The sequence below is a fragment of the Undibacterium sp. Rencai35W genome (genome assembly GCF_049340185.1).
Classification (GTDB): domain Bacteria; phylum Pseudomonadota; class Gammaproteobacteria; order Burkholderiales; family Burkholderiaceae_D; genus Undibacterium.
In genome coordinates this window covers 428,507-441,800 of record NZ_JBMPPC010000005.1, presented here as the reverse complement: position 1 = coordinate 441,800, position 13,294 = coordinate 428,507, and the positions used below count along the sequence as shown (strand labels likewise).

The window sequence follows — 13,294 nt, the reverse complement described above, 5'->3', positions numbered from 1 at the left end:
ACACATTCTGAATCGGCAAAAAAACGCTTCTCTCAGAATGAAACAACCTAAGACCTTGAATCGAAAGCTTTTAATTATACCACGAGCACCGACTTAACTCTAGTCCTCACGGTCACACACAAGGCTTTTAGTGAACAAAAAATAGGCAGACCTCCATTAATCCTAATACATCTCGTCATGCTTAATTGCCATCTCACTATCTTGCCACCACTTCTGCCTCCGCCTGCCGGCGCAGACTCTCCTGCATTTGCATGATTTCCCGATAACGGGCGATATCCGCAGGCTCGCGCAAACCGGATGCGGCCAGCATTTCCATTTCGGACTTCAAGACCTGAAAGCGCATTTGCCGGATTGCGCCGGTCAATTCCACGCGTACAACATCAATATCCGTCTCGGTCTGCTCAGCAATTTCTGCGATCAAGGTATCGTAATCGGATCCAGATGCCTTCAAATGCTCAGCAAGTGCAGCAAAATTTGCCTGCTCTCCCATCGCTTGCGCAGAAGACACCAGATGCATCAGCATTTCCGCTCCGTCTGGAGCCAGATTCGCCGCATCCGCCAGAGCACTCCGATCCAAAGCGACCGAAAGCGAAGGATGCGCGACCAAGATGCGCATAATTTGCCGCTCCAAACCCACGGGAGCGCTGCGCCTGCTTTTAGGCGGTGCAATTTTGACCCGGGCAACGGGCTGACTTAATTCAAACAATGCTTCGATTTCCGCTGACGTAGTCTTGGTCACCTGGGCAAGACTACGCACCATCTGCAATCGCAAACCCGAAGCAGGCATTTGCTGCAACAAGGGCTTGGCATCAAATTGCACTCTGGCGCGCCCTTCCGCCGTCGACAAATCACTTTCACCGACAACTTCCTTCATGAAAAATTGCGATAGTGGCATAGCATCTTGCACTTGCTGAGCAAAAGCCTCATTACCGAGCGCACGGATATAGCTATCCGGATCATGTTCAGTTGGCAAAAACAGAAATTTAATGACTTTATTATCATTCGCATGAGGCAGGCAGGCATCCAAAGCACGCCTCGCCGCACGACGCCCGGCACTATCGCCGTCAAAGCTAAAAATCACGTGATCAGTCTGACGCAGCAATTTTTGTACATGTGTTGGCGTACATGCCGTACCCAAAGTCGCCACCGCTTGTGGAAAACCCATTTGCGCCAGCGCGACCACATCCATGTAGCCCTCGGTTACCAGCACATAACCAGCTTCACGGATAGCCTGACGCGCCTCAAACAGACCATATAACTCAAAGCCTTTTTGAAATAGCGGCGTTTCGGGCGAATTCAAGTATTTAGGCTCGCCCTGCTCCAATATTCGTCCACCAAAACCGATGACCTGACCTTTAGTATTGCGAATCGGGAACATGATGCGCTCACGAAAACGATCGTAACGCTTACGCCCGCCGCCATCCTCTTCACTTTTATCGATGACCAGACCCGCCTCAACCAAAGCTGGTGCCGCATAGTCTGGAAAAACCGCACGTAATCCGTCCCAGCCGTCGGGCGCATAACCAAGCCCGAATCTGGCAGCGACTTCACCCGTTAAACCACGTTTTTTCAGGTAGGCAATTGCCGCCTCAGCCCCTCGCAATTGCAAGCGATAATGATCACAAGCCTTGGTCATGACATCCGTCAGCGCCAGACTTTTTGCCTGCACTTCGGCACGCTGAGCGGGAAGTAACTTGTCATCCTCAGGCACAATCATGCCGTTGTTTTGCGCCAGATCCTTTACTGCATCAACAAAGCTCATACCGGAATATTCCATCAAAAAACCGATGGATGTTCCATGCGCACCACAACCAAAACAATGGTAAAACTGTTTGGTCGGACTTACTGTAAAACTTGGGGATTTTTCGTTATGAAAGGGGCACAAACCCATGTAGTTTGCGCCACCTTTTTTGAGCTGGACATACTTACCCACCACATCGACGATATCGACGCGGGCGAGCAAATCCTGGATGAAGGTTTGTGGAATCAAAATCGTCAGCTCAAAATTACTGCAATTAGCGTGACGTCAATGCAGCCTTTACCAATGCAGACACTGCCGTCATATCAGCGCGACCTGCGAGTTTCGGTTTCAAAATCGCCATGACTTTACCCATGTCCTGCGGACCGACAGCGCCAGATTCTGCAATTGCGACCGCCACTTCAGCCTGCACTTCAGCGTCGGACATGCCAGCCGGCATGTAGGCGGACAAAATCGCCAGCTCGGCTTTTTCGATATCCGCCAGATCCTGGCGACCGCCAGCTTCGAACTGGCTGATCGAATCTTTGCGCTGCTTGATCATTTTGTCGATAATGGCCTGCACCATCACATCAGTCAGTTCAACGCGCTCATCCACTTCTTTTTGCTTCATCGCCGCAGTGATTAGGCGAATCGTACCCAGCTTTGCCGCCTCTTTCGCACGCATTGCTGATTTCATGTCTTCGGTAATTTGATCTTTTAAGCTCATGGATTTTCCTGGCAATGTAATTTATTAAAAACACAAAGCCCGCTGCGGACTACCGGAGCGGGCATGCTAGCCATCAAATGCAACAATGATGAACGATACTGCGTAGCAGCATCAGTCCAGAATTAGTACATTTTCTTAGGCAATTGCTGACTACGAATGCGTTTGTAGTGGCGCTTTACTGCGGCAGCCAGCTTGCGCTTGCGCTCTGCAGTTGGCTTCTCGTAAAACTCGCGTGCGCGCAATTCGGTCAACAGACCGGTCTTTTCGATGGTGCGCTTGAAGCGACGCATAGCGACTTCGAACGGCTCGTTTTCTTTAAGGCGAATTGTGGTCATTTAAGTTCGGAACCAATGAAAAATTTATAGGAAGAACGAGATAATAGCAGAACTTTGATGAGATTGGAAGCTGAACTGATTAAATCTTACGCAAAACCTCAGCACATCTCCTATTTCTCATCAGTTTACAAGCCTCCGCTAATTGAAAAAATGATCAAATATAGGGAGTATGCTATTTTTTATACCTAAATGCGCAACGCATATAAGAAGAATTAAAAATACACCAGGGTAGTATCAAGAGGAAATAAAAAACAACACCACCCCGGTAAGACGGTAAACAAATCTGATAATCAGAATTCAATCAAGATTCGATGGCACTACCTGCCGCAAACCCTGACGACCAGGCCCATTGAAAATTGTATCCGCCTAACCACCCCGTCACGTCTACGGATTCACCAATAAAGTAAAGCCCCGGGCAATTCTTCACCATCATGCTTTGCTGCGAAAGCTCGCGCGTATCAACACCGCCCCGCGTCACTTCGGCTTTACGATAGCCCTCGGACCCATTCGGGATTAGTTGCCAGCGGTTCATATTGTCGCCCAACTGGCGCAAGCGCTTGTCGGTCAGGTCGGCGATTTTGGCATCTCCGGCAATCCCATTCGCCGCGAGCAAACCCTCTGCCAAACGTGCTGGCACATAAGTAGCGAGATGATTAGCTATATTCTTTTTAATCGTCCCTTTACCAGCAATCAATTCTTCTGCCAAATCGACTTCGGGTAGCAGATTGACCGTAATCGCCTCACCTGGCTGCCAAAAACTGGAAATTTGCAACACTGCAGGGCCAGATAATCCACGATGGGTAAATAACAAGTCTTCGCGAAAAATCGTTTTATTCTTTTTATCACCGGTCGCAATATCAACCTCAAGCGAAATCCCAGCCATCGGCACAAAAGGCTCCCATGCCTTAGGATCAAACGTCAGGGGCACCAGTGCGGGTCTTGGCTCAACAATCTTCAGGTCGAATTGACGCGCAATTTGGTACGAAAAATCCGTAGCACCGATTTTTGGAATGGATAATCCCCCCGTCGCAATCACGAGTTGCGCAGCAGAAAATATTCCCTGCTCAGTAAGCACCTGATATCCGGCGTCTGTACGCTGAACCTCTTTAACCTGGCAAGGCATGCGCCACTGGACTTTACCCAGATCGCATTCCGACTTCAGCATACGAATGATGTCCTCGGCACTGTCGTCACAAAATAGCTGACCCTTATGCTTTTCGTGATACGCGATCCGGTATTTTTTAATCAGGTTTAAAAAATCCTGCGCGGTATAACGCGATAAAGCACTTTTACAAAAATGCGGATTTTCAGACAAGAAATTTGCCGGACCAGCTTGTAAATTAGTGAAATTACAGCGGCCACCGCCAGAGATACGGATTTTTTCCGCTAATTTAGCAGCATGATCAATGAGCAAGACGCTCTTGCCGCGCTGACCTGCAACGCTGGCGCACATCATGCCGGCAGCACCCCCGCCAATGACGATTGCATCGTAGTGTTGACTCATTTCCTGACTTTCGTATTTTTTCGCCACTGATAGATCCCACCGGATTTTCGCCGGGCAGGATTGAGGCGTGATTGTAGCCGATGTAATCCATACGATTTAAGAACTGCCAGCAATTAAACGGGTAAAAAAATATCCCTCGGTTTAATGATGAGCAACCGAAACCAGATACAAAAAAATACGACGCCAGTAGGATTGCGGCAAGACGAAGCCTACGCACCCATCGCTGCGACCACTGATGGCAAACTATGTAATTGATATTGCGCATCAGCACAGCGCACCACGTCGCCAATCACAATGACGCTTGGACTCCCTAGCGACGATGCAGACAAATCACTGGAGAGACGCTGCAAAGTCGTGATCAGCTGATTCTGATGATTCCGGGTCGCTGATTGAACGACGGCAACCGGCGTGGTGACAGACAGACCACCGGCGATCAATTCATCCTGAATCTGCTGGCAATGCGCGACGCCCATATAAATCACCAATGTTAGTCCGGTTTTAGCTAAGGCAGCCCAATCAGGACGATGATCCGGTGTTTTGCCGTGCCCAGTAACAAAAATTGCTCCCTGCGCCCAGTCTCTGTGCGTTAACGGAATGCCCAGACTGGCTGGTGCAGCCAGCCCGCTACTGATGCCATTGATCACATAGACGGCGATTCCATGCCGCATCAGGTGCTGACGCTCTTCGCCACCACGGCCGAAGATAAAAGGATCTCCACCTTTCAAACGAACAACGCATTGACCTGCCCGCGCCTCGGCCAACATCAGTTTTTCAATAAAAGCCTGAGGTGTTGACTGACAACCGCCGCGCTTGCCGACTTGCACAATTCGCGCGGAGGGCGAAGCATGCTGCAACACCGCAGGATTAACGAGATCGTCAATCAGGACGACATCAGCCTGCGCAATTGCTTTAACCGCTTTAATCGTTAGTAAGTCAGGGTCGCCGGGGCCGGCACCGACGAGAAATACTTTGCCATGGGTATACATAAATGATGTCCAGAACGTTTTTCAGATACACCTGTTATGCAAGTCACGTTCCATGAAAGCTATCCCACGGTTGGTGGTATTGAACATAAACCGCACCATGTTAGTGCAGCCAAGTAGGTAAATGCCCTCTCATATGGCAGCAATCGCTCAACTGGTATTCGCCAAAATCATTTATAAAATTTCCGCATATCAATAGTCTGTTTTAATTTTGCAACGAAAAGATGTCACATTTCTCAAAATTGCATGTCATATAAACTAATTCTTGACTTGGTTGTTGCAAGAAGAGATAACAGAGCTATTGAGAGCGCAAACGATTGCGCAATCATTGAGCACCGAAGCTTTGAGCTCTGTCGTCGTGCATCAAACGCTGCACGCACTGTTTTTGGTCAGGTCAACGGCAATACGAAGCCGTACTAAGAAGTACCCGTTCTCCTGACTGTATGTCGTTTCAATTAACCGAGAGGATGAATCAGATGCAACAACCAACTACCAAGCTCAGCTTGCTGGCACTTGCGGTAGCGACTGCCTTCCCTATGCATGCTGCCTTCGCCCAGACGAAGTCTGGCGATACCAAAGATTCCACCCAATTAGAGACCGTGATCGTCACGGCCAACCGCCGCTCAGAAAACATCAAAGAAGTCCCGATGTCGATCTCGGCAATCAAAGGCGAGGCTCTGGATACGTATAACACCAGCGGTCAGGACATTCGCGCACTTGCTTCACGCGTACCTAGTCTGAACATTGAATCCGATTTTGGTCGCGTCTTTCCACGCTTCTATATCCGCGGTCTGGGCAATACCGATTTTGATCTGAATGCCTCTCAGCCAGTTGGCCTGATCTATGACGACGTCGTACAGGAAAACCCAATTTTGAAAGGTTTCCCGATTTTTGACGTTGATCAGGTAGAAGTTCTGCGCGGCCCGCAGGGTACGTTGTTTGGCCGCAACTCCCCCGCAGGCGTCATCAAATTTGAATCCGCCAAGCCAACCAATGTCTTCGAAGGTTATGCAAACCTTGGTTTGGGCAATGACAAAGCAGTCAATTTTGAAGGTGCAGTCAACGTGCCGTTGAACAGCGACTGGGCAATGCGTTTATCCGGTCAATCGCAATCACGTGATGACCGCGTCACTAACCCGCGCAGCACTGGCACCAAAGAGCTGGAAGGCTACCACGACAAAGCAGCGCGTATCCAACTGGCTTATAAGAACGGCGGCTTCAGTGCCCTGTTCAATGCCCATGGTCGCGATTTGTCAGGCAACGCCACTCTGTTCCGTGCCAATATCATTCAAAAAGGTACGAACGAACTGGTGCCTGGTTTCAACTACAGCAGCTATCCGACTGACGGTATCAATACTCAGACCCTGAGTTCATCCGGTGTCAGCGCACGCCTGCGCTGGGACTTTGATGGTATGACGCTGTATTCGATCACTGCCTACGACAAAGCAAAGCTGTATAGCCGCGCTGACGTCGATGGTGGTTATGGCGCCTCCTTTGCACTGCCAATGGGTCCTGGTTTTATTCCATTCCCGTCAGAAACCGCTGACGGCGTACCAGATCTGAAACAGGTGACACAAGAAATTCGTCTGCAATCGAATACAAAAGATGCTCTACAATGGATCGCCGGTATTTATTACTTCAAAGAAGATTTACAAGTAGATAGTTTCGATTTCAACTCACTGGGCGGCAACGTACAGGATGGCTACGCAGTACAACACCAGCATGCGAAATCATGGGCAACATTCGGCTCTCTGAATTATGCGGTCAGCGACCAGCTGAAATTACGCGGCGGCATCCGCTATACCAGCGATAAGAAAGACTTTGATGCAAGCCGTCCATGGACACCGGGCTCCGCACCTAGCGCCAAACCGACGGTCTACACCGCAAGCCCTAGCTCTACCAATATCAGCTGGGATTTAGGTGCCAACTACGCAGCAGATGCAACGACCAATTTCTTCGGTCGTATAGCAACTGGTTACCGCGCACCAAGTGTGCAAGGTCGTGTTTTATTTGGTGACGGCATCTCTGTTGCAAACTCTGAAAAAGCGCTGTCTTTTGAAGCCGGCATCAAGAAAGACATCCTGGATAATACTGCACGCGTAACCGCAACCGTATTCCAGTACACCGTCAAAGACTTGCAACTGACTGCAGGTAGTGGCGCAGTCAATCAAAACAAACTGGTCAATGCAGACAAAGCAACTGGTCAGGGTTTTGAAGTTGATTTGCAAGCGAATCTGAGCCGCAACTGGAAATCAACGGTCGGCGTCAGCTACAACGACACCGAAATCAAAGATGCCAAATTGTTCGTCTCTCCTTGCGGTAACGGCTGTACTGTCACGAATCCGGCAGGACCTGTTGCAGGTACTGTACTGATCGGCGGTAATCCATTGCCACGCGCACCGAAGTGGATAGGCAACTTCACGCTGAAATACAGCACACCAATTGCTGATGGTGATCTGTATGTATTCACTGACTGGGCATACAAAGACACCTACAATATGTTCTTGTATGAAGCCAAAGAATACAAAGCTAAATCCCTGCTGGAAGGCGGCTTGCGTGTTGGCTACAAATGGGCAGATGGCAAGTATGAACTGGCTGTTTATGGTCGTAACATCACCAACAAGCAACAAGTCATCGCAGCGATCGACTTCAATAATCTGACGGGTATCTTGAACGAACCACGCAGCTACGGCGTGCAGTTCAAAGCGAACTTCTGATGAAATTTTGACGAATTTCTGACAAACTTCTAATTGAAGAAGACGCATTAATTAGTCACGATAAGTCATGCTTAACAAAAAAGCGCCGGTTTATCCGGCGCTTTTTTATATCTATTTCGTCAAATCTGACTTCAATATCCCTCTACTGCACTACCTCTACTGCACTACCTCTACTGCACTACCTCTACAGCACTCTAACTATCTCAAAGCACGTCGCAATACCTCCATAGACATGAAAGCTTAAGCCCCAGCAGCTCGCTCTTTGAGTAATTTGGTGACCATTACACAATGCTCCACCTGATCTGCAATATTTGCCGGTACTGCCACATCGCCCACCAGTACGGACTCAATCCAGCGTGCCGTAGTCGCCGCATCACAAGTCTCAGGTATATCCGGCAAATCGCCGGACAGGCTCTGATGCGTCTGTACCAGGGTCGTACATTGTCCCTCATGAAACCAGTCAATCTGTTGCGCACGTCCGGTACTCGCCACCGTCTCCCCCTCCGTACCTCGCATCAGAAAAGCATCCCCACGTTCATGCGGTGCAATCTCAGAAAAATACTGATGCAACATAATCTGATATTCAGGATGCGTATAGGAAGTCAGCCTTAAAGCCGGACTGGTAAACGGCTGCAGGATTTTCACCAGCGTATGGGTCGAATTGCGAACCCCCAGGATTCTGCGCATCGCCAGAATACGTGTCATCGCCGGAGACAAAGTATCTACTGATATGAAAGCCGGTTCATACTGCGCCATCTGCGCTTCTGCCTCCGCGGCAGAACGCGCAAATGGTTTACCAAGGGCCTCAAAAATTTCTGCTGTTGTCACTCGCCCGGCATCTTTCAGCACACCATGTACCAGCACGGGCACACCTCTGCGCGCTAACAGCAAAGCAAGCAAGGGGGTCAGGTTTGCCTTCTTACGGGCGCCGTTATAGCTAGGGATCACCACTGGAGCATACGGTCGATCTGGTGGCGCATATAAGGCCAGAATCTGCGTCTGTGCCGCTGCCATAAAGCCCGCAATTTCCTGTACCGATTCGCCCTTAATGCGCATTGCCAGCAGGATCCCGCCCATCTCCAGATCAGAGACCCGCGCCTCCAGCATTGCACCATACAATAACTGAGCATCCTCTTGCGACATGCTACGGGCACCTTCTTTTCCACGTCCGATTTCTTTGATAAAGCGGGCTGCGGGAAATGCCTCAACTAAAGCGTTTTTGTCTGTCGTCATCATTCTGAAATAGTAAAAAATGCGCTGATAAATTAATCATCAACAAATTATGTTGGAAGATACTTACAAGATCGTCAGCCGGTTTGCGGCCAAGTAATCTGCGCGACACGCGCGCTCCAGTTCGCCGTTTTGAAGCAAGGTATCCGCCTCTAACATGACCCGCTGAAAGAAGTCATCCTCCCGCGTGTACTCAGTGCCATATATTCCATCCCAGGCATTACGCCCGTCGACCTTAGCCCGATATAAACTCTGATCGGCAAGCTCAAGCACCTGCAACCAGGTGAGCAAGTGCGGATTGTGTGGCAAAAAGGGGTAGCAGGCAAAACCAACCGAACAAGTCTGCACCAGCGTAACATTATCTGAAATGACAAATGGGGTGCGGGCGACTGCGGTACACAAACGCTCAGCCAAGCCCTCAGCCTCTGACCGGTTAACCGCTCTGGCAACAATCAAAAACTCTTCGCCGCCCCATCGCACCAGATAGTCCGAGTCCCGGAATACTTCTTCCAGCCTTGCACGCATTTCAATCAATACAAGATCACCAGCGGCATGACCATGCGTATCGTTCACGATTTTAAAGTGATCAAGATCTACAAGAAACAAAATCAGATCCGCTTGTGCAGGCGCTGGCAGTGCAGGTTTTCTCAGATGCTCGTCATACTGCCGCAGCACCCATGCGACGTCCGCATCCATATGCTGTAACAGATATCGCCGATTACCCAAGCCTGTCAGCGGGTCCGTCAAACTGATTTCTTTGAGCTCTCTGTAGGTGCGTTCCAGTTCAATATTTTTCCTGACTACCTCGGACTGCGTTTCGCTCAAAGTATGTAAAATCAGTTTCAGTTGTTTGTACGCTTCTGCATTATCCAGCGCGATTGCGACATAGGAGCAGATCGTGCGGAAAATCATGCACTCCCGGTTACCATAGGCATGCTCGCGTTCAGACTGAATTGTCATCACACCCAATACTCGCTCATCAATCATCAGGGGTGCAAACAATGCCGAACGCATTTGGCGAGTACCGGGAATATGCGTCTGATCTACCGAATCGGGACTCAGGTTCATCAAGACTTCAATTTTTTCCCGCACGGCTCTCGCCGCATTCGAGGTCGGTGATGCCAGATCAATCGACCAGTCAGGTAGCGCAAGACCATCCTCCCGACCAAATTCCCGGTCCAGGCGGTCACCACTAAAATTGATACGGTAGATCGACAAATTCCTATCGCCAAAAATCCCGCCGATATGATGGTGCACCGTTTTAAATACCGCAGAGCTATACAGACTGCCAGTAATTTCACGGCCAATATCGCTGAGTTGTCTCAAGACGTCTGCGGATAAAGCCAGTTCCACATTAGCTTCGCTCAAGCCCTTATTGGCGAGTTCCAATGCGGTTTGCTTCTCTCTTAGCTCCAGTGTTCTTTGCCTGACTTCGTTCTCCAGTTCAGACTGACGTAGTCGCAGATAAGCGGTTCTTCTGCGGACAATCGCCACTACCACCGCGAGACAGGCTAAGGCAAGCAAAGTACGGAACCAATAAGTCTGATACCAAGCAGGTAAAACACGTATTGGTAACTCCAGCGCATTCTCGGTCCAGACGCCGTTGCGATTTGATCCTCTCAACAATAAGCGGTAATTCCCTGGAGGTAAATTTGTGTATGAGGCAAGTCGCCTTGAATAATCGGTAGTGATCCAGTCTTTATCAAAGCCCTCAAGCCGATACTGATAACGATTATTTTCCGGTGCAGAATAATCGAGTGCAGAAAATTCTACCGCTATTGAATTAGTATCCGGAGGCACGAGAACTCGGACATCTGATGCATCGCTATCGCCGTCACCGGAATGCAGCATATCCAGGGCAACCACTTTCCCGCCAATACGAACCTCAGTAACAACCACCGGCGGACGATATGTCCACTCCTCCATTTTGTCTGGACGAACGACCGTTAAGCCACCGACACCGCCAAACAATAACTCCCCTTCGGCTGTTACCGCACCTGAGTGCGACCAATAGCCTGCAATACCGACGCCATCGGCGCGATGCAGAGTACGGATACGAAAATCAGCGGGATCAATGACCGCCAGCCCCTCTGATGTACTTGCCCAGATTTTTCCCTCGCGATCCAGCAGCAAATGGGCAACTGTATCGCTGGGCAAACCCTGTTCTTTACCAAGGCGGCGAAATACCGGCTGTCCCTCACTGGTGTATCGTTCGACGACGTTAATACCGCCGCCGATCGTGCTGACCCATATACGTCCCTGACGATCCGTTAGCATCGACAAAATAACAGCGGCGGACAACGCATTGGATGTCGCTGGCGCAGCGGCAATTCGACTCACTGATCTGAGATCCGCATTGAAAAAATTAAGCCCGTTTAAGGTCCCAATCCAGGCCGCACCATTTTTCCCGCGCTCAATTACATTGACGCGCTGGTCTGTAAGTTGCTGGTAGCCTTCAGGGCGAAAACTTTGATTTTTTTGCTGCAGCTCGCTTAACCATAAACCATCTTCGCGACTGCCTATCCACAAGCGTCTGTCATCGAACATCAACGCATCAACTGACGCGGCAGGATCTCTGGGGGCAAGTAGCAGACGCTCGACCTGTCTGCCACTGAGGTCTGCTTTATACGCGCCACGAGCGGTTCCGATATATACATCACCTGCTGGCGAGTTGCTCATTGTGTAGACACGGTCGTTCGGCAGGGCTTTTTCAGGATTTTTTGGATCTGGCCGCAAGGCACCGACCCGCATTCCAGATGGATCAAGAATATCAATCCCGTTGTCACGCAAGCCAATCCAGACTCGCCCATCTTTGGCCGGCAATACCGCCAGGACATCTGTGTCAGAAATACTATCCCGGCGATTGGCGGCACCAAAAATTGTGACGATAGAGCTCTGTGTCGGATTAAATAAATTGATACCGCGTGTCGTCCCTGCCCAAACCAGACCTGAGCGATCCTTTAACAATGCCCACACAGCGTTGTCACTCAAACTGGTGACCAATGCAGCATCATGACGCAAGCGTCGGGTCTGCATCGACCGAGTATCGATTCTGACGATTCCTTGTCCGTAGGTACCTAGCCAAATGATGCCGGGATTCACTTCAAGGATGGCATGCACGCCTTCACTTAGCAAGGCAGATCCCGAAGCACCGCTTTCCGTGACAGTCAATGCCGTTCCAGTAAGCGGGTCGATAATAAAAGCACCGTTCTTGCGCGTTCCGACCCAGATACGCCCGTCACTCGCTTCAAATAATTGCCAGACTGCCGGTACAATTCCATTCGAAGTCGTCAGTGGTACCTGAGTGAATTCTCCCCGCTTGCCCATGCGTACCAATCCCTTGCTGCTACCGATCCAGAGTCGCCCTTTGGTATCACGCAATACCGCTGCGATTTTATCGTCTGGCAGACTCTGGGCATTCTGCTCATCATGCGTCATCACGGTAACGGCATCCGTATCGCCGTCAACATGATTCAGGCCTCCTGCCGTCCCCACCCAGACACCGCCCGTTCCATCATCAGTGATCGACTGTACCAAGACATGATTCAATCCCTTAGGTCCCGCTGTAAAGTGCACAAAACGGTCCTGATCTTTATCGTAACGTGCCAGCCCGCCCGCATTCATACCTACCCACAAGCGTCCCCTGCTGTCTTTATGCAATGTCTGGATAAAGCCGTCAGGCAACGCTCCCGCCTGTTTTGGGTCTGGCAGATACGGGCGAAAACGATATCCATCCCAACGCGCCAAACCACTTTGCGTACCAACCCAAAGAAACCCATCACCGTCCTCTGCCAGAGCAGTTGCAATCGAATAGGGCAATCCCTGCTCTTTTCCCAGGCGTTGGAAAATCGTATCTGCCAGTTGCGACCATCGTTCCGGTGGCTGCGTTGCGCTTACTGGCGCAGCGCTTGTTTGCGGTTTGCTGACTATCTGGCCGGCACGCGACACCGGGGACTGACCAGACGTTATTGACGAAGCTAGCGTTGTGAGTGGCAATTGCAAAAAAGCCATTAACAGCATTATCTGATATTGGTTCTTGCTTACATACCGTAACAAGCGT

Annotated in this window: 8 protein-coding genes; 1 reads left to right on the top strand and 7 read right to left on the bottom strand. The window is 50.1% G+C overall.

Annotated elements, in window-relative coordinates; all coding sequences use genetic code 11:
* Positions 1-196: 196 nt before the first annotated feature.
* From dnaG to cobA, 5 genes are all read right to left on the bottom strand, one after another.
* On the bottom strand, positions 197-1,990 hold the full coding sequence (gene dnaG / locus ACO0K3_RS13825) for a DNA primase (protein ID WP_422985493.1): 1,794 nt from the start codon (positions 1,988-1,990) through the stop codon (positions 197-199).
* A gap of 25 nt (positions 1,991-2,015) precedes the next feature.
* Complete coding sequence (locus ACO0K3_RS13820; protein WP_422985491.1) at positions 2,016-2,465, bottom strand: GatB/YqeY domain-containing protein; 450 nt, start codon at positions 2,463-2,465, stop codon at positions 2,016-2,018.
* Positions 2,466-2,587: 122 nt separating this feature from the next.
* Positions 2,588-2,800, bottom strand: a complete 213-nt coding sequence (gene rpsU, locus ACO0K3_RS13815; protein WP_005877634.1) for a 30S ribosomal protein S21 — start codon at positions 2,798-2,800, stop codon at positions 2,588-2,590.
* A gap of 301 nt (positions 2,801-3,101) precedes the next feature.
* Positions 3,102-4,304 (bottom strand): NAD(P)/FAD-dependent oxidoreductase, encoded by a 1,203-nt coding sequence (locus ACO0K3_RS13810; protein ID WP_422985489.1) that lies wholly within the window; start codon positions 4,302-4,304, stop codon positions 3,102-3,104.
* Positions 4,305-4,513: 209 nt separating this feature from the next.
* On the bottom strand, positions 4,514-5,290 hold the full coding sequence (gene cobA / locus ACO0K3_RS13805; RefSeq protein ID WP_422985487.1) for a uroporphyrinogen-III C-methyltransferase: 777 nt from the start codon (positions 5,288-5,290) through the stop codon (positions 4,514-4,516).
* Positions 5,291-5,763: 473 nt separating this feature from the next.
* Here cobA and ACO0K3_RS13800 point away from each other — a divergent pair, with 473 nt between their 5' ends.
* A complete protein-coding gene (locus tag ACO0K3_RS13800; RefSeq protein ID WP_422985485.1) occupies positions 5,764-8,004 on the top strand; it encodes a TonB-dependent receptor in 2,241 nt (746 codons plus the stop codon).
* A 240-nt stretch (positions 8,005-8,244) separates the two neighbouring features.
* Here ACO0K3_RS13800 and ybiB read toward each other — a convergent pair whose 3' ends face one another.
* Together ybiB and ACO0K3_RS13790 are read right to left on the bottom strand one after the other, a co-directional pair.
* Positions 8,245-9,237, bottom strand: coding sequence for a DNA-binding protein YbiB (gene ybiB, locus ACO0K3_RS13795; RefSeq protein ID WP_422985539.1), 993 nt, complete (start codon positions 9,235-9,237; stop codon positions 8,245-8,247).
* Positions 9,238-9,300: 63 nt separating this feature from the next.
* Positions 9,301-13,245, bottom strand: a complete 3,945-nt coding sequence (locus ACO0K3_RS13790) for a two-component regulator propeller domain-containing protein (protein WP_422985483.1) — start codon at positions 13,243-13,245, stop codon at positions 9,301-9,303.
* Positions 13,246-13,294 lie beyond the last annotated feature (49 nt).

What these genes read in the sequence shown, in the direction of transcription:
- ACO0K3_RS13800 (WP_422985485.1), top strand. Translation starts at nt 5,764, where the DNA reads ATGCAACAACCAACTACCAAGCTCAGCTTGCTGGCACTTGCGGTAGCG.
- ACO0K3_RS13820 (WP_422985491.1), bottom strand. Translation starts at nt 2,465, where the DNA reads ATGAGCTTAAAAGATCAAATTACCGAAGACATGAAATCAGCAATGCGT.
- ybiB (WP_422985539.1), bottom strand. Translation starts at nt 9,237, where the DNA reads ATGACGACAGACAAAAACGCTTTAGTTGAGGCATTTCCCGCAGCCCGC.
- cobA (WP_422985487.1), bottom strand. Translation starts at nt 5,290, where the DNA reads ATGTATACCCATGGCAAAGTATTTCTCGTCGGTGCCGGCCCCGGCGAC.
- ACO0K3_RS13810 (WP_422985489.1), bottom strand. Translation starts at nt 4,304, where the DNA reads ATGAGTCAACACTACGATGCAATCGTCATTGGCGGGGGTGCTGCCGGC.
- ACO0K3_RS13790 (WP_422985483.1), bottom strand. Translation starts at nt 13,245, where the DNA reads ATGGCTTTTTTGCAATTGCCACTCACAACGCTAGCTTCGTCAATAACG.
- rpsU (WP_005877634.1), bottom strand. Translation starts at nt 2,800, where the DNA reads ATGACCACAATTCGCCTTAAAGAAAACGAGCCGTTCGAAGTCGCTATG.